This is a genomic window from Ignavibacteriales bacterium (assembly GCA_016709155.1).
Taxonomy (GTDB): Bacteria; Bacteroidota; Ignavibacteria; order Ignavibacteriales; family Ignavibacteriaceae; genus JADJEI01.
This window is the reverse complement of sequence record JADJEI010000013.1, coordinates 1,094,039-1,119,086: the sequence shown is the minus strand read 5'-3', so window position 1 is coordinate 1,119,086 and position 25,048 is coordinate 1,094,039. Positions and strand designations below refer to the sequence as shown.

The following is a 25,048-nucleotide window of genomic DNA, read 5'->3' as shown; positions in this document are numbered from 1 at the left end:
ACATTTCAGAAACGATTCCAACTTTGGTAAAGTTCGAGTCGTTACTGTTAGTTTTGACTTCTTTGGTTATTTCCTGATTTGCTCCACACGCACTAAGCAGTAAAGCAAATAAGGAAATCACCCCAACGAACAGTAAGAGTTTCTTCATAGTATCTCCTTATTTAACAAATTGTTATGCAATATAAACCTTGAACCGGATTGAATCAAGTAAAAACTTACTTAATTAGCTTAACTAATAGAACAATAAGAGTTTGGCTTATACGCTTATCAGAGTGGAATGTTTGAATGTTTTTTCTTTGGATTTTTATCAACTTTTGATTTAAGCATGTTAAATGCATTCACTAATTTTAATTTTGTTTCTGATGGCTCAATAATATCATCAATATATCCGTGCTCGGCTGCGATATAAGGGTTTGCGAATTTTTCTACGTACTCTTCAAGCTTTTTTTGCATCTCCTTTTCAGGGTCTTTCGAGTTTGAAATTTCTTTTTTAAAAATTATTTCAACCGCACCTTTGGGACCCATAACTGCGATTTCAGCAGAAGGCCATGCAAAATTAAAATCTCCACGAATATGTTTAGAATTCATAACATCGTAAGCACCGCCATATGCTTTCCGCGTGATGACCGTAACTTTTGGGACAGTAGCTTCACAAAATGCGAACAATAATTTTGCTCCATGCTTTATAATTCCATGCCACTCCTGCTCGGTGCCTGGTAAAAAACCTGGAACATCAACCAACACTAATAAAGGAATATTAAATGCATCGCAGAATCTTACAAACCTTGCAGCTTTTAAAGAAGCATTTATATCCAAAACACCAGCGAGAACTTCAGGTTGATTTGCAATTATTCCCACTGATAATCCTCCGATTCTCCCAAAACCAACGATAATATTCTCAGCAAATTCAGAGTGAATCTCAAAGAAGTCTTCATGATCAACAAGCAGGTTAATAATTTCTTTCATATCGTACGGCTTATTCGGACTCTGAGGAATTATATGATTCAATCTTTCATCCGAAGAGAGAGCAGCGGAATCGAAATTTATATCAATCGGATGATCCATAAAATTAAGAGGTAAATACCCCACCAATCTTCTTACCGCTTTTAAAGCATCAATTTCATTTTCAAAAATACAGTGTGCCACACCACTTTTGGAAGCATGAGTCTCTGCCCCTCCCAATTCCTCAAAAGAAACATCCTCATGGGTTACAGTTTTCACGACATTCGGACCTGTAACAAACATGTGACTTGTATTTTTAATCATAAAAATAAAGTCGGTTATTGCGGGAGAATACACTGCACCCCCTGCACAAGGACCAAGTATGACGGAAATTTGTGGAATTACTCCGGAAGCAAGAGTGTTAGCAAGAAAAATATCGGCATAACCGCCAAGACTCATTACCCCCTCCTGAATTCGTGCGCCGCCTGAATCATTCAGTCCAATGACCGGGATTCCGACTTTCATTGCCATATTCATTATCTTCATTATTTTCCCAGCATGTGTTTCGGATAATGACCCTCCGAATATTGTAAAATCCTGGCTAAACAGAGCAACCGATCTTCCATTTATCTTGCCAAATCCTGTAACAACCCCATCCCCGGGATAATGAATTTTATCCAAACCGAAATCAACTGCTCGATGCTTTACAAACATATCTATTTCATCAAAGCTGCCTTCATCAACAAGCAATTCAATTCTTTCGCGGGCAGTGAATTTGCCTTTTTTATGTTGACTTTCAATTCTTTCTGTTCCTCCTCCTAAAAGTGCTTTATTCCTTAACTGTTTTAGTTTATCCAGTTTGTCTTTCATATGACCATAAGTTTATATTTTTATATTGAAAAGTTTATGATTCCAAGATTCTTTTTTGCAGCAAATCTATTTTGAATTTCCGTAATAATTTCTCTTGTGTAATCATTAATATCGAACTTTGCCGAAATTTTTGATCTATCAATTTTTATTGAGTCAAATATTAAACCCGGATTTTTTTGCATCATGTAAACTATATCCGAAAAATAAATTGCTTCTAAAATATTTGTGGTTGATAAAATAAAATTTACCCTTGTGTTAGATTTAATATTGTGAAGGACTTGATATGCTTCTGAACGCGATAAACTTGTAAAATTTCTGAACGGTTCATCTAATAATATAAAATCAGGATTTGTGATTAAAGCATTTGCTACTGCTATTCTAAAAATAAAACCTTTACTTTTACTGCTTGGAACGTGATCTTCATAGCCATTTAAGCCAACAAGGTCAATTATGTTTTGTATTTCAGAGTTATTCTTTTTCCCATCATAACGGCTATGTTCTAATGTGAATTCAATATTCTTTCTCACTGAAAGCCAGGGCAAGTAATTCTTATATTCATTTATCAAGACTACTTTGGTTATTGGTGAAATCTTTGAATCAGGGAAAAATGTTATTTGACCCTTGGTGGGTGGAATTAATCCACAAACAATTTTCAGCAGAGTTGATTTGCCTGAATCATGGGGTGCAATGATGGAAGTAAAAGTGTTCTGCTGACCCTGTGATTTAATATCAATGTTAATATTCTCAAGAAGTAATTTTGTAACACCGGTGCTTACAGGTAATGAATAATCCAATCCGTTTATTTTCAGTTGAGAGAATTCATTCATGATCGTTCTCATAGTTGAAATTCTTAGTTATGGCAATATGGATCCTATTAACCAGTAATAAAATAAAACCTAATATCGCCAGAAGAGCAATGGCAGCAGATAAATCCCGGTATTCAACAATTTTTTTTAACATGAAGCCTATGCCTTCTCTATCAATAAATACTTCATAAATTGTTATTATCGTCCACAAGACAAATTGATAATTCTTTAAATAATTAAGCAAAGAAGGTCTTACGAGTTTTGAAATAATTTTATTTTGTATCACATCATTTGGAAATCCAAGTGATTTCATTGAATCAATAAAATTAGGATGAACTCTATCCATCCCCCTTATGTTTTTGATCGTTAAGGTAAATGTCGAAATAACAGAAGCAAAAATTATCTTCAAAAAGTAAAAATCCGAAAACCAAATAGCAGAGAGAATTAAAAACGAAAATATCAAAAAAAACAAACGACTTTTATTTCGTTTTTTAATCAGATATTTAGAAAACTTTTTATGCACAACTTTGTTAGATAAAAAATTCTGGGATATTAATGCGATTAAAAGTGATAAATATATACATCCGAAAGTTGAGAAAAGGTTAGGAAGAATATTATAATCATTCCAAAGGGAAGCGAACGATTCGAGAACTACTGACGGTTTGGGTACGAAATAATTTGTCGGGATGATAAACTCAAATAAAATTATCCAAAGTATTAACGAAATAATAAGTGGTGAGTAATTCTTTATTAGAAAATATTTTTTTCTATTCATCGTCGTATTAAATCTTCAATTTTCTAAATGAATATATTGAACATTTTTAACAAACAGCACAACATTAATTATTTAGAAACGGATTGTCGACTCTCTCAAAGCCAATTGTACTTTCATTACCATGTCCGGGATATATTTTTATTTCGTCTGATAAATTCATTAATTTATTTTTGATTGACTCCATCAATAGAATATAATCTCCACCCCATAAGTCGGTTCTGCCAATGCTGTTCTGAAAAAGAGCGTCTCCGGTAAAACAGATTTTTTCCGTGTCAAAATAAATACAATATTCATCAGGCGTATGACCGGGAGTTGATAAAAAACTAGCTTGCAATCTCCGATTAACAGTACTAATTCTTCATTCAAAAAATGATCGGGTAAAGGGGGTGTCTCAATATTCAGGTCGAACATCTCTGCTTGTTTTTCTGCATGAGTCAGAAGTGGTAATTCACCTTCAGGCATATAAAATTCTGCAGAATAGTTTTTTTTGACGTAATTGCATCCAAGAATATGATCAATGTGCGCGTGAGTTAAAATCATGTATTTGATTGAAAGATCATTTAAGCTAATAAAATCAGAAAGTCTTTTCTTTTCGGTATCTAAAAAACAGCCTGGATCAATAATAATACTTTCTTTAGAAGTCTCCTCCCAAACAAGATAAGTATTTTCACCAAAGGAATTAAAAATAAACTTTTGAATTTGAATCATTTTTATTCAATCGAAAAATTTTTTTTAACTCTAATAAAATTCTTGCTTAAATAATTTTGATAATTGTCAGACGTTTCTTCGATGGAATCACCGCCAAATTTTTGGAGAAAATAATCCGCTAATGTCCAAGCAAGCATCGCTTCAGCAATTACCGAGCAAGCCGGAACAGCTACAAAATCACTTCGCTCACGTCGTGCGTCCGCAGGCTTCATATTTTTAAGATCAATGCTTTGAATCGGAGTCATTAAAGTTGCAATAGGTTTCATTGCCGCACGAACAATTATTGGTAACCCTGTCGAAACGCCCCCTTCAATTCCGCCGGCATTATTTGTCCTTCTTGTAAAAGATTTATCAGCAAGTATAATTTCATCATGAGATTCTGAACCATATTTATCAGCAGATAAAAAACCACTGCCTATTGAAACAGCCTTAACAGCATTGATAGACATAATAGAATGAGCAATAGCAGCATCCATTTTCCTGTCATAATGAACAAAACTCCCAAGCCCGGCAGGAAGTCCGCTGGCAACAACAATAAAATTGCCGCCAAGAGTGTCGCCCTTTTTTTTAGCTAATTTTATTTTTGAAATGATTTGATTTTCCTGGGATTTTTCTAAAACTCTGACCGGACTTTTATCAGCAATATCTGACAATCCTGAAGCAATAAAATCTTCTATTAAATTATTTTGTAGAAGTTTTTGATAGAAACTTTTATGCGAATAAATGCCCCCAATACTTTCAACATAGCTTCCAACTGAAATACCGAAGTGATTTAGAAATATTCTTGCTACAGATCCTGCTGCAACGCGCGCAGCCGTTTCTCTTGCACTGGACCGTTCAATGGAATTTCTGATGTCATCAGAATTATATTTTTGAGTTCCAACTAAATCTGCATGACCCGGTCTTGGAAGCGAAATTTTTTCGCTGATATTTTCATTGTAGGGCGACATCTGCTCCTTCCAATTTTCCCAATCATAATTTTTTATTAAAAATGAGATAGGAGATCCGAGAGATTTTTTATTCCTAACGCCAGATAGAATTTCCACCGAGTCAGTTTCGATTTTCATTCTCAGTCCTCGGCCGTAACCCGCTTGCCGCCTCTGCAGTTGAAAATCAATTATTGATTTCTCAACAATCATATTAGAAGGAAAGCCTTCCACGATAGTGGTTAATGCTTTTCCGTGAGATTCGCCCGCTGTTAAAAATCGTATCATATTTTTTATAAGTTTTAGGTAAAGATAAAAAAAACGCCCGAATATTCGGGCGTTACTGTTAGAAATATTAATTCGATCTGATTTTATTTAGGAATTTCCAATCCAACATATCGGGCATTACCTTTTGAATCCAGTACTTTTAATAAAATTGCCTTGCCTTTTTTATTTTCAATTACATTTTGAAGATCATCAACAGAATTTATCGTCTGCTTATCTGCTTCTACGATTACCAATCCTTTAAATAATTTTTGATCTTCAGCTTTAGAGAAAGGTTTTACATCAGCAATAAGTACACCTTCGTCAAGGTTGTATTCTGTCTTTTCTTTACTAGAAAGATTTTTGGTGACTAACCCTAACTCCTCAAAATTTATTGTTGAAGAATTAGATTCATTCTTCGGATCATTTTTTGATTTATCAGTCACAGGTTCGATCTTGGTATCATTGTCGCGTGATTTAAGAATTACTTTTTTATCAAGCTCTTTTCCGTCTCTAAAAATTGTAAGCGTAACTGTAGAGCCAGCCGATTTTGAAGCCACATAACTTTGTAATTCATTTGGTTGGTTAACATCTCTTCCATCTATCTTAAGTATAACATCGCCGGCTTTAACATCAGAATTTTCTGCAGCACCACCGGGAACAATTCCTTGCACAATAATTCCACGAGGCTTATCCATTCCAAGTGATTTAGCAATTGCATTATCAACTTCGCCAATGTTTACTCCAATATATCCACGATTGACTTTTCCGTTTGCAATTAAATCCTTCGCTACACTTTTTGCGAGGTTGATTGGAATAGCAAATCCATACCCAATGTACGTTCCGGTATTGCCGGCAGCAATTGCTGAATTTATTCCAACTACAGAGCCGGAAAGATCAACTAAAGCTCCTCCGCTGTTGCCGGGATTTATTGCAGCATCTGTCTGAATAAAATTTTCGACACCATAACTATCTTTTATTAATCCCAATTGCCCCCTGCCTATTGCGCTGACAATTCCAGCCGTAACAGTTGAAGATAAAGATAACGGATTACCAATCGCCATAACCCATTGACCCACTTTTAGATTGTCTGAATCACCAAGATAAGCAGCAGGTAAATTTTCAACATCTATTTTAATCACTGCAAGATCAGTTAGTGGATCAGTTCCGACTACAGTTGCGTCAAAAGTTCTTTTATCGAAAAGTCCTACAGAAACTTGCTTTGCATTTTCGACGACGTGGTTATTGGTAAGGATATATCCATCCGTGGAGATAATTATCCCGCTTCCCGAACCTCGCTGTTCCGGGGGAACTTCGTTAAATGGAAAAAAGAAGAAATTTTCGTGAGGATTATCTTTTGTTTCCGATACAACATTTATCTGCACTATGGTGGGGGTCACTTTATCAGCTACTTCAATAAATGCTTTACTGAAAGCCGTAGCATCTGCGTCAAGATTTACAGGCGGATGTGCCGCGCCCAGAATTATATCTGAAAGTCCGGGGCGAATCCATCCAAAACCAGTGATAAGCAATGCGCCGAATATAATACCAATTGCAATTAGTGCTGCTGCACCAAACATTTTTTTTGATTTCATTTTTTACCTTTTCTTTAATAACGATTATCAGTTAATTAAACATAGTACAAATTTAATCGTTAAACACTCCTTAAATTATTTTTTAGTGATTGAATTCCTTGAAAATCAGGTATATGAAATTTTAAATATTTTTCCATAAATTCAATTGCTTTATTAGCGGTATCAATTTTCAGAGATTCCGTTTTTTTACTGAACTTTAGACAGTGCAGATACTTGAAAAGTTCCGCATCAATCTGATAGGAATTTTTATAATTGATTTTGCAATCCTCGCAAATAATGCCTGAGTTAAAATTGAATCCGAGCAATTGGTTATGCAGTTGATTCTTTCCGCAAATACTGCATTCATTCAATTGAACCTGAAAACCGATTTCTTCCAAAAAGAACAAAAAAAATCTTGAGAACAAAATTTCAACTGCCTCGTCTGATGAATTTAGCAGAGTAAGGATTCGAACAACGCCATTAAATAATTTATTGTGAAGCTCATTATCCGGAATTAATTTTTTAATTATTTCGACGACGGCAAATGCATAAATAATTTTATCATAATCGTTTTTAATTCCCGGAAAATGGTTGATTGAATCAGCGTTGCTTAATAATTGTAGCTCTCTGTTTTCTTTTTTATAAAAAACTATGTTCAGGTAATTTGGAATGTCAATCAGAGGTCCTATTCTATTCTTGGGATTTCTCCCGCCTTTTAATATTAGAGAAAATTTTCCAAAATCTCTGGTAAATAAATTGGTGATTATACTTGTATCACTAAAATCCATCTTACCTAATACTATGGCTTCAGTTTTTACTATCTCACTCATTGGATAAAATTATACGGAAAAGTGAATACACCCTCCTCCGTAATAATTCCAGAAATCAAATGTGATGGAGTGATATCAAAAGCCGGATTGAATGCATCAATTTCGGCAGGGCAAACTGGAATCCCGTTAAATTCAAGTATTTCTTTTTTACTCCGATACTCAATCTCAATTTCATTTCCAGCTGGAATGTGCCTGTCTATTGTTGATGACGGTGCCGCAATGTAAAATGGAATATTATGATAGTTGCAGAGCACAGCAAGATTATACGTCCCGATTTTATTAGCAGCGTCGCCGTTCAGGGCAATTCTATCAGCGCCGGTGATTACTAAATCAACTTTATTTTGCGCCATTAAAAAAGCAGCAGAAGAATCTGTAAGGATTGAAAATGGAATTTCAGAATTATAAAGTTCAAATGCAGTAAGCCTCGAGCCTTGCAGCAACGGTCGTGTTTCATCAGCATACACGTGAAAAATCAGATCATTTTGATGTGCAAATTTAATTATATTGAACGCTGTTCCATCACCGCCGGCAGCTAATTTCCCTGTGTTACAATGAGTAAGTACGTTGGATTTTTTGGCGAAAATATTTAACCCATTGCGTGCAATGCGATCACAAAAAGAAATATCTTCTTTGTGGATAGCCTCAACAAATTTTAATAATTTATAGAAGATATTCGGGTCAGAAGAATTTTGGATGAAATAATTTTCTACTTCGTTTAAAACTATAAATAGATTTACTGCCGTTGGTCTGGTACGCTTAAGCCTTGCAAGTGCATCACTGAATTTATTTTGAATAAGATTTTTAGGAGTATTTTTTACAGATAGTGCCAAAGCATAACCTGCAGTAATTCCAATTGCAGGCGCGCCTCTTATTTCGAGTCGTTCAATTGCACTTGCTATTCTCTCGTACTGATCTGTTGTTTCATAAACTTCTTGAAATGGAAGTTTAGTTTGATCTATAAAAACGAGTTGGTCGTTTTCAAATTTAAAAGAAAAGTAATCTTTATTTTTCATCGAATCTTGATAAGTCTAAAAATTCACGGTACCTATCTTTAATCATCAAATATGATAGTTGTTCCAATCCTTTCGTGCTGAATTTTTCAACGCAGAAAGAAGCCATTGCACTTCCATAAACTACAGCGCATTTTAAGTTATCAGGTGTGATATCACTAGATTTAAATAAATACCCGATAAATCCTCCGGCAAAAGAATCCCCAGCCCCTGTCGGATCATAAATCATTTCCATTGGATATGCAGGTGCTGAAAAAACAATATCCTCGGTAAAGAGTAGAGCACCATGCTCTCCTTTTTTTATGATGAGAATTTCCGGACCTAGTTTACGGATTTCTCGCGAAGCTTTAATAAGGTTTGGTTCATGAGCAAGCAATCTTGCTTCAGAATCATTAATGATGAGCACATTAACTCTCGGCAATAATCTAAGTAGCTCATCTTTCTTTCCTTCAATCCAATAATTCATAGTATCACAAACAACGAAGTAAGGATCATCCATTTGATCGAGTACTTTTATTTGAAGTTCGGGATCTATGTTTCCAAGACAAATAAATTTTGCTTTGCGCGCTTTTTCAGGAATTATGGGGTTGAATTTCTCGAACACATTTAATTCTGTTAACAAAGTATCACGCACATTCAAATCATAATGATATTTGCCGGACCAACGAAAAGTTTTTCCCCCATCCACTATTTGCAAACCTTCAAGATCAATATTGTGATCCTCCAAAGTATGAATGTATTGTTCAGGGAAATCACTTCCAACAATTCCAACGAGCCGCACTGGTCCTCCAAAATAACTTGCAGCAAGCGATATGTATGTTGCCGATCCGCCAAGTGCATTCTCGACTTTATCGAATGGTGTGGATACCGTATCTAAACCTAGTGAACCTACTACTAATAATCCCAAATTAAACTCCGTTTTTTATGATAAAGAAAAATAGTGAAATGAAAGAATTAAATTTTAATCTCTACAAAGTTAAGATAAGATTTTCTTTTCGTGAGATATTCGATAATTATATCAACAGATTTTTTTTGTCCACTCCAGGCTAAAAGTTTTTTCGCTTCTTGCGCACTTACCCACCGATAAGTAGAATGCTCATCGCTTAAAATTACTTCTGAATGACTATCAACTTGCACTAAAAATACAGGCAAAAATGTTATCAAATCTTTTTCCGGCAAATAAAAAGAATTGATGTTTGGAACGACCCAAAACTTTTTCGGTTTTAGATTTGTTTCTTCCTGAATTTCACGTAAAGCAGTTTGAAAAGCTTTCTCACTCCTTTTAATTCTTCCTGAAACCATTTGCCACAAGCCGGGATAAATTTCCTTATCCGACCTTTTCAACAAAAGAAATTCAATTTTATTTTCAATCATTCTGAAAATATGTGCTTCGATCAGGTTAGAGATTATTTTCACAATTAGATTCCAATTTAATAGACAAAATGCTGCCACTAATTTCACAAATTAACACGAATGTAAATTAGACCAATATTAATTAAAAATAAGCACGCACTTCTGCTCGTGCGGTATGAAGAACTTTACCTCCACCTTGCACTCTGCCATCATAACTAATTGTTGATTGGAGATACGTGGAAATTCTGTAATCGAAATTTAGCCGCCAAAAGTAATTTTTCCCAAGTGCATTGCCGCCTGTTAATTCAAATGGTATAAAATTTTCTGAGGTGTTTGCGTTTAGCTCATCGCGTTGAATTTCCACACGCAATCTTCCGAGTCCCGAAAAAGAAATGTTTAGCCTGATCAGTTGTGAATTTAAATCAATGATAGTAGGATCTGTTGGCAGATCATCTTCGCTGCGACCAATCTTTAATTTGAAACCGATCTCGATATTTCTTTCGGGACGATAAGAGAAATCAGAGGATACGCTATTATTGATCACTAATCTTTTTCGGTTTGATGATTCGGGAGCGCGGACATTATCATTTATTGTACTGATTTCAGTTTGGTTGCTAACTTCTTCTATCATTTTAAAAGTGATACGCAAACTTCTTTCACGGTTGTATGCTCTTTCCACTCCCCCGCTAAACTGATTCAGAGTATTCTTTTCTGCGTATCTGAAACGAAGTGAAAAGTCCTGCTTGTTTTCAAATAGAAAAATATCCTGCTGAAAGAGATTGCTGCCGGTTATAGTTTTTTCCTCATTTTGAAAAGCAGAAAAATTAAGAAGATAAATCTTTTTATAGTCCTCTTCTGTTGTGTTCTCTTCAACACGCCTATAACTTTCTGTTGAAAGTGGAGAAAATAATTTTCCCGCAAGCGACTGATCATTAAACATATCTGCAAAATTTAATTTCCACCTTGTACTGGTTTTCAGATTGATCACCGGGAACAATTCATCAGTAGGAATATTTACTAAAATATATTCGCCATCAAAGAGTGTCGGTTCAAATTCATTTTCATCTGCGATTCCATTGTTGTTAATATCTCCAAGATAACGATAACTGCCTGTTCCCTTCTCAACACGTACAAAAACTCTTTCTATCTTTGCAGATTTTTGTGTTGATACTTCATAAAATAAATCGCCGTTTAAAATTTTTTCTACCGGGATTAATTTATTTTGTGTTCTGATGAGGATTGTCTCGTTATCCAACAAACCTTTTAGTTTGAATTCATCGGTGTATTGTTTTTTTCGATACGTAAATGAAAATAATGAATTGACTTCACGAATTCCATTGTAACTCATTTCGTAAAACTGTGCACGAGAATCAGACTCTTTTACAAGCTCCCCTTCAATTGGAAAGTAATCTTTCCTCATGGAATATTTAGCAGAAAGTTTTAGTCCTTCATACTCGATTAGTTGCAGGTATGGATTTAACTCGTAATATTTTAGACTGGAAGAAGACAAAGAATCGTTTGAAATGAAATTATCATTTTTATTTTCAGAAAGAAATTCTACCCCTGGCTTTATCTGCCAGAGAGTATAGTAAGCATTTCCCTTTTGACGCAGCCATTTGCTTGTGAGTAACTCTGATTTACTTTTTACATAATCAAAATTATAATCAACATTATAGAAAGTATTATCTGTAAATTTTAAAATATTATTATAACGATCTGAGCTAAAAACATCCCCTTGTTTTAAGATTCCTATTGAAGTATTTATGAAAAGTTGTTCGATGGGAATTAATTGCAAACTAAGTTCACGTAATGACTCATTTTGTGGTTCTGTCAAAGAAGATAAATTATAATTACGATTAAACTCAACTTCGTTAAATCTATCCGGCGAAGTAAACCTGCTTAAAACAAATCTATCTTTATACGTAACCCCGGCTTTGCCAAGGCTAATTGAACCAACATTTATTTCCTGAGGATTAATTTTGAGAAAAATATTTCTCGCATATCCGTAATCATCGCCTTTGTCCAAATCAGATAAACGATTTTTGTCCCATAAACTTCCAGCATATTCAAAGCTAAGCGAAACATCCTTCCACGGCGTTATATCAAGTACAAGATTTGCAATTTGTTTTAACTCTGGCAAAGGTAAAAAGAAATTGGCAGATAAGTTCCCAATCCAATTCCAACAAATCGATAGTTGCCGAGTGTTTCGCGAATGTAGTCACCTTTACCCTCTCCGACAAAACTAAACGACACATTATAAATCGAAGCTGAATCCCCCGGTAAATAAACATAATACGAAAAGTTTTGACTGGAAATTAATGTATCAACTTTAAAATAAGTTCCGTGAATATTTCCGAGCGAATCCGGAGCTGCAAATGACACACCTGATTTCACAGCTTTATTTCTATCATCTCCTGCAATCTTTAAATTTTCTTTATCTGAATCGGAAAGAATAATATCAATTGGAGCATCCTGATCATCGCCTTCGCGTAAGTACTGAAATTTTATACTCATTTTCTCTTCAAACAGCAAACCTTCTGCGCCGGCTCCGAAAACATTTCGCGCATATCGTCTATCTGTATATTCAAAATCAATATTTATTCGGCTTGCTGAAGTAATTAATTTTTTCGGAGTAAATGTAACTGAAGCATTCGAGTAATCAATTGTGTAATCATTCCCCTCCCCTCGCACCAATTCAATTCCATCAAGATAAACACGTTCACTTCCGGCAATAATGATAATGTCCGGTTCGCTGTTTATTCCGCTTAGTCGGTAAGGTCCTTGTACTCCATCAATCCCAAAAAGATTATTTGAATTAAACTTTCCTTTAGAACTTGCAATACCAAGATATCCTTTCTGACCTTCATAGAAAAACTCCCCTATCAGCCCCTGCAGTTTTCTATTGATAACACCGAATTCACCAAACTTTTTATTGAGTTCATAATCGCCAAAAGTGCCGATTGCATTTTTATGTTTTATTTGAATAAAGACTTTATCAAGTTCTTCAAGCCGTTCTGTATTCCCTTCTGGTTGAATGGGGGTGTTTTCATCTGTAAGTGCTGCAACAATTTCAATGTCATCGGATAACTTGCCTGCAAGCTGAAGCCGCAAGCCGCTGTTCAGTGTGAAATCTTTTGTCGTCCCAACAGTAAAACCGCGAACGATTGTTCCGCTTTTTTCCATGCTGCTTCCAAAAATTGATTCGGTACTAAAAATACCCGATTCCGATTTGCTGATGAGAAGACTATCGCCGGTTGCTTCATCAAGGCGCAGAATCAAACTTCTACGTTTATATTTTTTTTGAAGAGAAATTTTTATTGTTTGATATGCAACGATGAGAGTGTCAAAAATTGAATAAGGCAGCGAGTCTGATAATTGAAAAAATCCTTTCGCATATTGAAAAGAATAATCTTGAGGAGAAAGAATTTCCCCGCGTAAAATTATTCTTTCAGTTTGAGGGATAATATTGACTTTGGAAATAAAATATTTATTATCAAAATTGATTGGAATTGTGTCTTGCACAAAAGATGAGAAATATTTTTGTTGGCTCCAAACAGAATTAGAAGCAGCCAATAAAAAAAATAGTAAAACGAAATGTTTAGTAATAAACTTCAAAAGATGATTAATATTTTTTAACGGACTAATCTACTTTGATGAAGTTCATTTATCAAGTCTAATGTTTAAACATAGTATGTAATTATTAAACTAAATTAATAATTATTCATACCTCAACGCTTCAATCGGGTCTAGGTTGGCTGCTTTGTAAGCAGGATAAGTTCCGAATACGATTCCGACAAGCACACAAAGTGTGAGCCCGATAAATACCCAATCAAGCGGGATTGCGGCTTCAGCATTCAAAAAACTACCGGCGAGATTTCCTACACCTACCCCGAGAAGTATTCCGATAAATCCACCTATCAAGCATAAAATAATAGCTTCAATCAAAAACTGAACTAGGATATTCGAACGTTTTGCACCGACCGCTTTTCTTATACCGATTTCTCTTGTGCGTTCTGTGACCGAGACAAGCATGATATTCATAATCCCCACCCCTGCAGCAAGCAGTGCAATTATGGAAATAACCATCGCACCTATTCGTATGCCTTCAGTGATTCCGTTTATTTGTCCAATCAAAGACTCGTTACTAAAAATATCAAAATCGTTTTCCTCTCCCGGAGGAACTTTCCGAATCGTTCGCATATAACCAATTGCTGTCTCTATTGCGGCATTGTAATCCTGCTTACCATAAGACATAACTGTAATCTCAACACTTCTTCCTGTTTTACCATACATTGATTCAAAGGTACTGATGGGAATAACAATGTAATTGTCCATGCTTTGCCCAAAGAATTCGGGCATCTTTTCCATTAAGCCAATCACTTGCAAAGGTTTGTTGTCAACTTTAATGTTTAAACCGACTGGATCAATGTTTGGGAAAAGTTTCTCTCTGATATCCTGACCAAGCAGACAAACATTGTTAGAAAAATCAATATCAGTTTTCCTGATTTCCCTTCCATGATCTAGTGTAACATTGTTAGTTTTCATCCCGCCTTCAGTGATCCCTACGATGAAGCTATTGGGATTCGTTTCCAGATTTCTAAATTTGATTACCTTCCCACCTGCGGTTAATTGCGCTGCAGTATATTTAGCTTGTGTCATCATCTCCTCGAAGCGATAATAATCCTCAAGTGTAATATCTTCACGGTTGCGAAACTTTTTCCATTCTTCATGACCGCCGGTATTAATTGCTGGAAATTTTTGGATTTGAAAAGTGTTTTTACTCAGAAATGATATTCCACTTTCGATACTATTTTGAAGCATTGTAATGATAGTCATTATTACAATGATTGAAAATATTCCTACAACAACACCAAGAATGGTGAGCATAGTTCTGAGTTTGTTACTTTTTAATGATTGTAACGAGAGCGAAAATATTTGAGATAGCAGCATAAATCCCCGCGCTATTAAAATTCTTTTAAAATACTTTACAGTAATTTAATACAATTTATCGGTCTAAATCTAATCGTAGAAATGTAACTTGAAAACAAATTCTTATTACTCATTCACCTTACGCAGGTGAGTATAAAACCTCCGAGGTTTTGTAAATAGTATCTTTTTGAGGCTGTTTTTTAACGCTAAATAGAAAATATTTTCATAAACCTATTCATCGAAACCTCGGAGGTTTGCTGTTTTGGGTAACATGAGTTACTCATATCTCAGAGCTTCGATTGGATCTAAGTTTGCTGCTTTATACGCTGGATAAGTTCCAAAGATAAGCCCCACCATAACACACAGCGAAAGACCAATTAAAATCCAATCAATTGGAATTGCAGACTGTGCATTTAAAAAACTTCCTGCGAAATTTCCAAGCCCCACCCCGATAACAATTCCGATCACTCCGCCAATTAAACATAACACAATCGCTTCAAAGAGAAACTGCATTAAAATATTTTTTCTCTTTGCGCCTATCGCCTTTCTAATCCCTATTTCGCGGGTTCTTTCGGTTACAGATACGAGCATTATATTCATTATCCCTATTCCTGCAGCTATAAGTGCGATGATTGAAATAACAAGAGCGCCAATTCTTATTCCACCTGTAATATCATTAACCTGACCAATCAGTGAATCATTACTGAAGATAGAAAAATCATTTTCTTCACCTGCAGGAACCTTACGGATAGTACGCATATATCCAATTGCAGATTCTATCACTTCGTCATAATCGGCTTTACTATGGGACATCACAGTTATGTTTACACTGTTATTATACTTTCCGTAAAAACTTTGAAATGTAGAGATAGGCATAACAACAAAATTATCCCTGCTTGAACCAAACATAGCAGGCTGTCTTTCCAGCACACCTATAACTTTTATAGGTCTGCCATCAACACGAACAGTAAGCCCTACGGGATTTATTTGACCGAATATTTTATCAACTATATCATAGCCAAGCAAACAAACGTTAGTCGAATACTGAATATCTGTTTCCATAAAATCACGACCATATTCAACATTCCAGTTATTTGTTTTCATCGCATCAGTGGTAATTCCTGTTACGCTGATATTTGGATTAGTCTCATTGTTACCATACTTAATTACTATATCAAAGTGCCACTGCTCGGCACCGACGTACATAGCTTGCGTCAGAAGCGATTTTAATCTTTCGGCATCTTCTATTGTTAAATCTTTTCTGTTACGCAATATCCTTTCGGCGTCCGCACCACCTTCTTGCATTCTGCTGAACTTTTCTATCTGAAAAGTATTTTTATTCAGCATTGACAAACCGCTTTCGATACTGTTCTGAAGCATTGTAATGATTGTCATGATGACAATGATAGAAAAAATTCCTACAACTATACCCAGAATTGTAAGCGAAGTACGAAGTTTATTATTTTTTAATGATTGAAGTGAAAGGCTAAATACTTGTGATGTTTTCATTACTCATACCTCAATGCTTCAACAGGATCTAATTTTGCTGCTGTATAAGCCGGAGCTAAGCCTGAAATTATTCCGGTCAACAGCGATACAAATATTGCAAGGATGACCGCGTCATACTGAATTGAAGTAGGAATAAATTGATCAACAAGCATGCTTAAAAGCACTGCGGCAATTAAGCCGGCAAGCCCGCCGACCAAACATATTACAGAAGATTCGAGCAAAAACTGAAATAGAATGGTTCTTCGTTTGGCTCCGATGGCTTTACGTATACCAATTTCTTTTGTTCTCTCCTTCACAGAAACAAACATGATGTTCATTATTCCGATTGCACCGACAAATAACGAAAGTCCTGTTATAAACAATCCAGCTATCTGAATTACCCCCACCACCTGATTGTAATTATCAACTAATCCTTCTTGTTGATTGATTGAGAAATCATTTTCTTCACTATACTTTAGCCCCCTTAATTTTCTCATAATGCCTTCGGCTTCTGCTTTAGTCTCTTCAAGCATTGCCGGGTTTTGTGCACGGACATTAATTGTTATCGAGCCAAAAGTTTCATTCATAAAATATTTGAAAATTGTTCCTATTGGTACAAAGACTTGATTGTCCGGATTCCATGGACCAAGAATAAAACTACCTTGTTCAGTCAGAACACCAACAACTTTAAAATTTTGCGCTCCAACTTTAATGGTTTTATCCAGTGCATCACCAAGTGGGAAGAGAGTCTTTGCAATTTCACTTCCGATCACAGCCACATTTCTTGATCCTTCACTTTCTATATCAGAATAAAATCTGCCTTGAGCAAAAGAGAAATTAGTCGTCATAACATAATCAGCATTTGAACCATTGCAGTTTGCTGATTCAACTCTTCTATCCCCAAATTTAATTGTTTGTTGTGTATTGAGCACAGGTGCAACTGCCAGGGGGAGGTTAGCCATTTCTTTAAATTTTTGGAAGTCGTCCATGTCAAGATTTTTTCTGTTGCGAAGTTTCCACCAATCAACATTTCCAAACCACGCCCATTTATCAATGTAAAGAACGTCTGAACCTAAAGCGCTGATTCCATTTTGGAATGAATTATCAATGCCTTTAATGGCGGTTGACATTAACACTACTACAGTGATCCCGATAAATATTCCGAGCATCGTAAGAATTGCCCTAACTTTATTCGAACGAATTGCACGAAGCGCAATCAATAATCCTTCTTTTAATTCAAATAAAAAATTTGACATTTTATTTCAACTTCTTTCTCTTGCAAATTCAATTTAATTATTGGATGCTTTAGCCGTTGGTATAAATCTATTTTTAACTAATTCATCTTTTTCAACAAGACCATCTTTGAGTCTAATAATCCTGGCTGCATGTTCGGCAATGTATTCTTCGTGAGTAACAAGAATAATTGTATTACCTTTTTCGTGTATTTCATGAAATAAGAGCATAATCTCTTCTCCGGTTTTAGAATCGAGATTTCCTGTTGGTTCATCGGCAAGAATAATTGAAGGACGGGTGACGAGTGCTCTTGCAATTGCGACTCTTTGCCTTTGTCCGCCTGATAATTCATTTGGCTTGTGATAAATCCTATCCTTTAATCCTACATCAATTAGTGTCTGCATCGCTCTTTCTTTTCTTTCAGATGAAGAAACTCCGGCATAGATGAGCGGCAGTTCCACATTGTGCAGCGCGTTTGATCTTGCCAGCAGATTAAAAGTTTGAAAGACAAATCCTATTTCTTTATTCCTGATCCTTGCGAGTTCATTATCACTCATTTCACTTACACTAAGCCCGTTGAAATCATATTTACCAGAGGAAGGGGTGTCAAGGCAGCCGAGCAAGTTCATCAATGTTGATTTGCCCGAGCCGGAAGGGCCCATAATTGCAACGTATTCATTTTTATCAATGCGTAATGAAACATCACTGAGTGCACGCACTTCTTCCGAGCCAACCTGATAAACGCGAGCAATATGTTCTATGTTAATAATGTTCATTTAAGTTTTTCCGGTTTAATTTTATTTTTTCTCTGTTGAGTTGCTTTTATTTTCAACCCGAACAACAACGTCATCATTTAATTCTCTAGAAATCGCTCTGTAACTTCCTGTTACAACTTCTTCATCACCGGAAAGACCAGATTTAATCTCAATATAGTTGTCGTCGCTGATTCCAGTTTCAACTTCAACCGATTTGGCTTTCCCATTTTTTATTAGAAATACAATTTCCTTAATTTTTTTATCATCACTTTTCTTTGTTGTAACAACCGGTTCATCTTCGCTTCCGCTATCACCTTCAGGAGCTGGACTAAAATCTCCACGAGCCGTAACGCATTGAATTGGAACGCTGACAACATTCGACTTTGTTTCAGTCTCAATGTCAGCATTACACGACATTCCCGGGCGGAGTGAAGGATCTAATTCGAGCAGTTTGATTTTAACAGCAAAGTTCACAACCTGGTCTTGAGTCCCCAACCCTGATGTTTGTGCACTATTACCAATTTCAGTAACCAATCCTTTAAACACTTTATCTCCAAAGGCGTCAACTTTAATATTTGCTGTATCGCCTAAGGAAATTATCACCACATCATTTTCATCAACATCAACTGTTGCTTCCATATTGTTCAGATCAGAGATAGTCATAATATCAGTACCCATGCTGTATCCAGCACCAAAAACTCTTTCACCAAGTTCAACATTCAATTGAGTAACTACCCCATCCATTGGGGCACGTATAGTAGTTTTATTCAACTGATCAACAATTTCTTTCAACGACGCCTGATTAGAATTTACGTTTGCCTGAGCGCCTTCATAAGCAGCTTGTAATGAAAGAAAATTACTTTTTGCGTTTTCAAGCTCCGAATCACTTGCTAATCCTTTTGCATTAAGTTCTTTTACACGATTATATTCAAGAGTCATTCTGTCCAGTTCAGCTTTGCTTTGAGCTAAATTTGCCTTTGCTGATTCGAGCATTGCTTCTAATCTTTCTTTTTGTGCACTGTACTGATCACCTTTTATTTTTATCAGCAGATCGCCTTTCTTTACTCTATCCCCTTCCTTCACCGGTAAAGAAATAATTTCACCGGTCACTTCCGGAGTGATTACAACTTTAAATTCAGAATTGATTTTACCTGTCGCCGCTACTGTTTGAGTAATGTCCCGTTTTATAACTTTTTCAGTCTGGACAGAAATTATTTCATCTTTACCGCCGCCTACAAATGCAATTACGATAAGAATTATGAGAAGAAGTCCTATGCCTCCGAAGATAAATAATTTTTTACGCGACTTTTTAGTTTTTCCATTTGCCATTTAAATATTCTCCTTTAATAAAATTTATTCGAATTTTTTGTAATCCAAAACACCTAAATAATATTTAAGCTGTTCTGATAATCTTATAAAAGCAAACTGCGCACTTATCAAAGTTGTCTTTGCATTTATGTAAGTTGAGTTTGCGACAAGCACATCCAAAAGTTTTCCTGCACCAAGTGTATATTTTTCCTGTTCAATTTTTAGATTTTCTTCAGCAGCTTTCACATTTTTTTCACTTACATTAAGTCCCTTTTCTGCTTCCTGAAGATTAAGAAATGTTTGTTGAATACTTTGCTTAATTGTTCTTTCAAGATCCTTTAAATCTATTTCTGTATTCTCAGCATTAACCTCAGCAAACTGGACTCGATTGCTTACAGAAAATCCGGAGAAAATAGGAATACTTAATGTTAATCCTACAGAGTATGTTCTCTGATCAAAAAGATTATCTATCTGATTAGCATAGGTATTGAACCCCATGCTGTTAGTAAGCCTTGGAAAATGACCTGACTTCGCCGTAGTAATATCGTTGTAGGCACTTTCTAAATTAAGCAGCGATCCTTTATAATCGGGTCTGTTTTCAAGAGCTTGCTGAACCATCGCAGAAATATCATTATAACTAATTGTTAATTCTGAATTAAGAGTTTCAGTTTCTTCGGTCGTAAGGGTTTCAGTAAATTTAAATTCTTGCATAACGTCTAAACCGAGGTAGTAAAGCAGATTACTCTTTGCAATAGCAAGTGTGTTGTTTGATTTGATAACATCCAGTTCTGCATTACCTGCCTGAACTTGCTGAGCATAAACATCCGCCAATGTTACCGAACCAAGTTTGTTTCGTTCAATAATTGTTTCAAGATTTTTTTGATTTTGAATTAAATTTTCTTCACTGACTTTCAGAAGCTGCTGCGAAGTAATAACATCATAATAAAATGAGATTGTCTGAAAGACTATATCTTGCTTTAATCTTTCGATAGATAACTTTCCGGCTTCAAGGTCATTTTTGCTTTTTGAAAGTGTGGCATAATTCGAAAGTCCGTCAAACAATGTCCACTGTGAATTTATACCAATAGAGTAATTCCGGCTTTCATTATTAGAGGGAGGAGTATTGAAAACTGCACCGCCAATATTAAAAGTCGTTCCCGGATCTTCCGAACGATTCCAGTCCCAGCTTCCATTGGCACTGATGTTCGGTAAAAAACTTCCATAAGAAGCGAGGACATTAGACTCTAATGATTTAATCGTATTTATATTTTTTTGAAGTGTTGTATTCTTTTGAAGAGCAATATTTATAGCTTTCTGCAAACTTAAATTCTCCTGCGAAAAAGATACTGACGTTAAACAAACAAATGTTAGGAACACAAAAAATGATCGCATTATTTTCTCCTGATGTCTTTTACTTTCACAAAGGTTAATTGGGATGATTTACTTTTTCTGATGAATAAAATAAATTCACCAAAAATTTCAATACTGAAAATTATCAAAAATAAGATCAATAAATACTGCATATTCTTTCCAACATTTTATTTGTGTTTTAATTCACTACAAAAATAGTTTTCTGCATTAAGCCAGAATGGATTTATGTATAAACGGCAATAAAATTATTTGTATGGTGCGATAGAATTTTTTATGAATCAAGAAACCGGTCTTTGATTCTCAATAAATATTGATATGCTTCTTCATAATTATTCTGAATCTCGCCGTCGAGAATAGCATTCTCGATTGTAGTTTTAATTTCTCCAACTTTTTTACAAGGTTTTAATCCACAAACTTGCATAATGACATCGCCGTGCACAGGTGATTGAAAAGCTTTTAGTCTGTCTTTCTCTTCAACTTCTAAAACGCGGTTCATCACTATATTATAATTTTCGAGATAGCGCGAAACCTTCCCGGGATTTTTGCTTGTGATGTCTGCGCGGCACAGAGTTATCAAGTCATTTAGATCCTCGCCTGCGGAAATTATTAATCTTCTAATTGCCGAATCAGTGACTTCTTCTTTAGCAAGTGCAATTGGTCTCAAGTGCAGACGTATTAATTTTTCAATGTATTCTAATTTATTTAATGGAAGTTTCATTCTTTTAAAAATACTTTTCATCATACGAGCACCGAGTTCTTCGTGACCATGGAAAGTCCAGCCAGTGCCTTCGACAAATCTTTTGGTTGGGGGTTTTGCAATATCGTGAACAAGTGCAGCAAATCTCAACCAGACATTTTCTGTTACTACAGAGATGTTATCAACCACTTGACACGTATGATAAAAAACATCTTTATGATGATAATCTTTCCTTTGTTCAACTCCTTCGAGTGCAGCAATTTCAGGAAAAATTATTTCAAGAACTCCGGAATGGAATAATAAATTTAGTCCAACTGAAGGCTTATTCGAGCCAAGTATTTTAAAAAACTCTGCTGCTATTCTTTCTTTGGCAATGATATTTAATCTTTCACGAAGTGCACGTGATGAGTTAATGACATTGTCATCAACATCAAATCCCAGTTGAGAGGCAAAACGAAAAGCCCGAAGAATTCTTAACGGGTCATCATTAAATGTAATCATAGAATCAATCGGTGTGCGAATGATTTTATTATTTATATCCTCATAACCATTAAACAAATCAATTATCTCGGCGTAATTTTCATTGTTCAGAGAAACGGCAAGTGAATTGATTGTAAAATCTCTTCTTGCCATATCTTCTTCGAAAGTTGCCGATACTATTTTTGGGTTTCTACTTTTTTCTTCGTAAGATTCTTTCCGCGCCCCGACAAATTCAAGCTGCAAGTTATTGTATTTCAGTTGGGCTGTGCCGTAATTTTTATAGGTAATTACATTTTTAAGTCCAAGTTTTTTACTTAGTTCTGTTGCAAACTGTACTCCATCACCAACGATAAGAAAATCAATTTCATTTGATTCGCGCTTAAGTAATTTATCCCTTACAAATCCACCGACTATAAAAACTTTTTCATTTCTATCAGCCGCAACTATTTTTACATCGGATAGGACAGGATACCCTGTTAATATTTCAGTGAAATTAATCTTCATATATATTTAATAATATTTTTCTTTATGAAATTCTAAAGTAAACTTTGGGAATTGTTGATTACCCAATTTACTTCTTCAAAATAATTTGATAATATCTGTTTTTCATAATCTTCCGAAGAAAATCTGAATGCAAGAGCAGCGGTCTTCCGTGCCTTAATAAAATCAAGGTTTTCAAACATATATTCGGAGAGTTTGAACAACGCATAACTACGAAAAGTATTTTCAACAAGAAATGATTTATCGAAAATTTTTAGGAATTCGTTGTAATCTTCCCCTAACCTTTTAGATAAGTTAATTAGAATTGGGAATGAATAGTAGTTATAGTCTTGCTTATTCATTTTTTCCAATACTTCATATTTCAAAGTATCACTTCCGGTAATATAAGCGGGAAGACCAACTTCGTTTTTAATTAAGCTGCTTCGCGTTAATGCTAAATAATCTAATGTACGATTTGAAGATGAATCAAAAATTTCTTTATAAATTGAATCGGATTGTTCTGTTAGATTCAGTTCAGACATGAAATCAGCGAGCGCAAATTTTATCTGATAATAATTTGATGTGCCATAAAAATTATTCACTCTGCTTTTAAGAAATTTTACAGCTTCATTTTTTCTATTGGTTTCAAAAAGACAAGACGCATAGCCAATGATCGCTGAATAGTTTTCACTTTTTCCAATCACATCAGAAAAGAGCGCTAAAGATTCAGAGTATTTTTCTTCTTGAAAAAGATTCCATGCTTTGGCTAAACGATCGGAAATATATCTCGGGCAAACTTTGGAGAATATTGGTTTTCTTCCAAAATAAAAATCAGCCATCGGTTTCTTATTTGATACTTCGAATATTGAAAGATGAGCATAATATTCACTGATTAAGTCAGGTAAATATTTTCCATAAACCGAGTGAAAATCAATATTAGAATAAAGCCGTTTGAATTTTGTAATCCCATAATTATCAATCAAATATTTTGAAAACGAACCCGCGTAGATGTAAGACAAACTTGACGGTTGAAAGAAAAAATTAAACGATTCAAATAATGAACCCAAATTAATTTTATAACCATTTTGATAAGCCAGAGCAGCCATATAATCCACAGGGTAATCGTCGTAATACGGATCACCGGCGACAGCAGCACCTTCAATTAATGCTGCGTTAAAATTGTCCGCTATTTTAAAAATTGTTGAACCAAATTCGGCAGTAAAGCAATGAGCTATCTCATGTTTTAATGTTCCATTGTAATTATCATAGGTCAAATAAATTTGCATTAACCATGGCTTAGCTACATCAGCATTACCCGCACCGAATAATTTTTTTTTCTGATCAGTATTAGAAAAAATAAACGACTTAATCTTTTTATTAGGCTTGTAATTAAAAAAGTTTTTTAATTCCTCATAATATAATTCGTGCCTGATTGCTAAAATTTTAAGTTCGGACGCATTGAGTTTGGAAGAATATTTTATGTCGAAATGCTCGGTGCTAATTCCGAATTTTAATTCATTTGATAAAGATTTTTCTGTTGTAGTTAAACCAATTAATGGACTAAAATAAATAAATCCTGATGCCACAATTGCAGTAATACTTAGAGATAAAACTCTTTTCACAGCAGAATATTTTGCAGCAAAAATTAAAAACGAAATGATGATACTTCCGAAGTAAAATATATTTAATGCTCTGTAAAGTATTAAAGATGCAGATACAGTTAATCCTTCGTCATATATGTTGCCGGGGAAAAAACCGACAATGGGATTATAAAAATATACTTGTGGATTGAAATAAATTTCGAGCACCGGAATGAATAAAATGATCAAAAAAATAATAAAGAAAATTGTTCGAAAAAATTTTCTCGAGATCAAAATTGACACAACACTTAACCCCATCCCAACCAAGACGGATGGAGTTAAAATAACTATATAGAAAAATAAACCGTCAACAAAGGAACAGAACCCATTTAGATAAGAGTTCGCAAGAGAAATTATTAGTGGTATCAAAATAAAAATTGAGAGATTCACAAAAAGCAATCTAAGCGAATAATTATCCTCCTCAATTTTATGTTTTAAAAAATCTAAAGAGTGAAAACCTGAAAGAAGTGTGATCAGGATGGAATTCAAAACAGAAAACTCATATCCAAATACATTGGATAGAGAAAATTTCAGTAACAGTAAATTGAACCCAACGATAATAAAACAATACGGTATTATTCCTTTTCGGAATACAAATATTTTTTTAAG

Annotated in this window: 20 protein-coding genes and 1 pseudogene; all 21 read right to left on the bottom strand. The window is 34.9% G+C overall.

The features are described from left to right. Positions 1-148, bottom strand: a 148-nt coding sequence (locus IPH11_18625; GenBank protein MBK6915575.1) for a hypothetical protein, incomplete at its 3' end; no start/stop codon positions are given. A gap of 119 nt (positions 149-267) precedes the next feature. Next, positions 268-1,812: an acyl-CoA carboxylase subunit beta gene (locus tag IPH11_18620; GenBank protein MBK6915574.1), complete on the bottom strand. Its 1,545-nt coding sequence runs from the start codon at positions 1,810-1,812 to the stop codon at positions 268-270. Between the two features lie 20 nt (positions 1,813-1,832). Next, positions 1,833-2,639 (bottom strand): ABC transporter ATP-binding protein, encoded by an 807-nt coding sequence (locus IPH11_18615; protein ID MBK6915573.1) that lies wholly within the window; start codon positions 2,637-2,639, stop codon positions 1,833-1,835. Beyond that, positions 2,632-3,393 carry an ABC transporter permease subunit gene (locus IPH11_18610; GenBank protein ID MBK6915572.1) on the bottom strand — a complete coding sequence of 254 codons (762 nt, stop codon included), beginning with the start codon at positions 3,391-3,393 and terminating at the stop codon, positions 2,632-2,634. Before IPH11_18610 ends, IPH11_18615 begins: the two co-directional genes overlap by 8 nt. 64 nt (positions 3,394-3,457) lie before the next feature. Further along, positions 3,458-4,101 (bottom strand): annotated as a pseudogene (locus tag IPH11_18605) (MBL fold metallo-hydrolase). Positions 4,102-4,103: 2 nt separating this feature from the next. Beyond that, positions 4,104-5,312, bottom strand: a complete 1,209-nt coding sequence (gene aroC, locus IPH11_18600) for a chorismate synthase (GenBank protein MBK6915571.1) — start codon at positions 5,310-5,312, stop codon at positions 4,104-4,106. Positions 5,313-5,398: 86 nt separating this feature from the next. Then, positions 5,399-6,886, bottom strand: a complete 1,488-nt coding sequence (locus IPH11_18595) for a Do family serine endopeptidase (protein MBK6915570.1) — start codon at positions 6,884-6,886, stop codon at positions 5,399-5,401. 59 nt (positions 6,887-6,945) lie between these two features. Beyond that, positions 6,946-7,695 (bottom strand): DNA repair protein RecO, encoded by a 750-nt coding sequence (gene recO, locus IPH11_18590; protein ID MBK6915569.1) that lies wholly within the window; start codon positions 7,693-7,695, stop codon positions 6,946-6,948. Further along, positions 7,692-8,708 carry an S-methyl-5-thioribose-1-phosphate isomerase gene (mtnA, locus tag IPH11_18585; protein MBK6915568.1) on the bottom strand — a complete coding sequence of 339 codons (1,017 nt, stop codon included), beginning with the start codon at positions 8,706-8,708 and terminating at the stop codon, positions 7,692-7,694. The genes recO and mtnA overlap by 4 nt, the downstream gene beginning before the upstream one ends. After that, a complete protein-coding gene (locus tag IPH11_18580) occupies positions 8,698-9,612 on the bottom strand; it encodes a sugar kinase (GenBank protein ID MBK6915567.1) in 915 nt (304 codons plus the stop codon). Before IPH11_18580 ends, mtnA begins: the two co-directional genes overlap by 11 nt. A 47-nt stretch (positions 9,613-9,659) precedes the next feature. Further along, positions 9,660-10,121, bottom strand: coding sequence for an NUDIX pyrophosphatase (locus IPH11_18575; GenBank protein ID MBK6915566.1), 462 nt, complete (start codon positions 10,119-10,121; stop codon positions 9,660-9,662). A 79-nt stretch (positions 10,122-10,200) separates the two neighbouring features. Next, the gene (locus IPH11_18570) at positions 10,201-12,198 is read right to left on the bottom strand and encodes a hypothetical protein (GenBank protein ID MBK6915565.1); all 1,998 of its coding nucleotides are present in this window, start codon (positions 12,196-12,198) and stop codon (positions 10,201-10,203) included. After that, positions 12,186-13,673 carry a hypothetical protein gene (locus IPH11_18565; GenBank protein ID MBK6915564.1) on the bottom strand — a complete coding sequence of 496 codons (1,488 nt, stop codon included), beginning with the start codon at positions 13,671-13,673 and terminating at the stop codon, positions 12,186-12,188. The genes IPH11_18570 and IPH11_18565 overlap by 13 nt, the downstream gene beginning before the upstream one ends. Before the next feature lie 102 nt (positions 13,674-13,775). After that, a complete protein-coding gene (locus IPH11_18560) occupies positions 13,776-15,008 on the bottom strand; it encodes an ABC transporter permease (protein MBK6915563.1) in 1,233 nt (410 codons plus the stop codon). A 255-nt stretch (positions 15,009-15,263) separates the two neighbouring features. After that, on the bottom strand, positions 15,264-16,496 hold the full coding sequence (locus IPH11_18555) for an ABC transporter permease (GenBank protein ID MBK6915562.1): 1,233 nt from the start codon (positions 16,494-16,496) through the stop codon (positions 15,264-15,266). Further along, the gene (locus IPH11_18550; GenBank protein ID MBK6915561.1) at positions 16,496-17,731 is read right to left on the bottom strand and encodes an ABC transporter permease; all 1,236 of its coding nucleotides are present in this window, start codon (positions 17,729-17,731) and stop codon (positions 16,496-16,498) included. Before IPH11_18550 ends, IPH11_18555 begins: the two co-directional genes overlap by 1 nt. Before the next feature lie 33 nt (positions 17,732-17,764). Next, a complete protein-coding gene (locus IPH11_18545; GenBank protein ID MBK6915560.1) occupies positions 17,765-18,478 on the bottom strand; it encodes an ABC transporter ATP-binding protein in 714 nt (237 codons plus the stop codon). Positions 18,479-18,505: 27 nt separating this feature from the next. Further along, positions 18,506-19,792, bottom strand: a complete 1,287-nt coding sequence (locus IPH11_18540; GenBank protein MBK6915559.1) for an efflux RND transporter periplasmic adaptor subunit — start codon at positions 19,790-19,792, stop codon at positions 18,506-18,508. Positions 19,793-19,816: 24 nt separating this feature from the next. After that, positions 19,817-21,091: a TolC family protein gene (locus IPH11_18535; GenBank protein MBK6915558.1), complete on the bottom strand. Its 1,275-nt coding sequence runs from the start codon at positions 21,089-21,091 to the stop codon at positions 19,817-19,819. A gap of 322 nt (positions 21,092-21,413) precedes the next feature. Continuing rightward, positions 21,414-22,823, bottom strand: coding sequence for an HD domain-containing protein (locus tag IPH11_18530; protein ID MBK6915557.1), 1,410 nt, complete (start codon positions 22,821-22,823; stop codon positions 21,414-21,416). A gap of 32 nt (positions 22,824-22,855) precedes the next feature. After that, positions 22,856-24,628, bottom strand: coding sequence for a tetratricopeptide repeat protein (locus IPH11_18525; GenBank protein MBK6915556.1), 1,773 nt, complete (start codon positions 24,626-24,628; stop codon positions 22,856-22,858). Between the last annotated feature and the right edge of the window lie 420 nt (positions 24,629-25,048).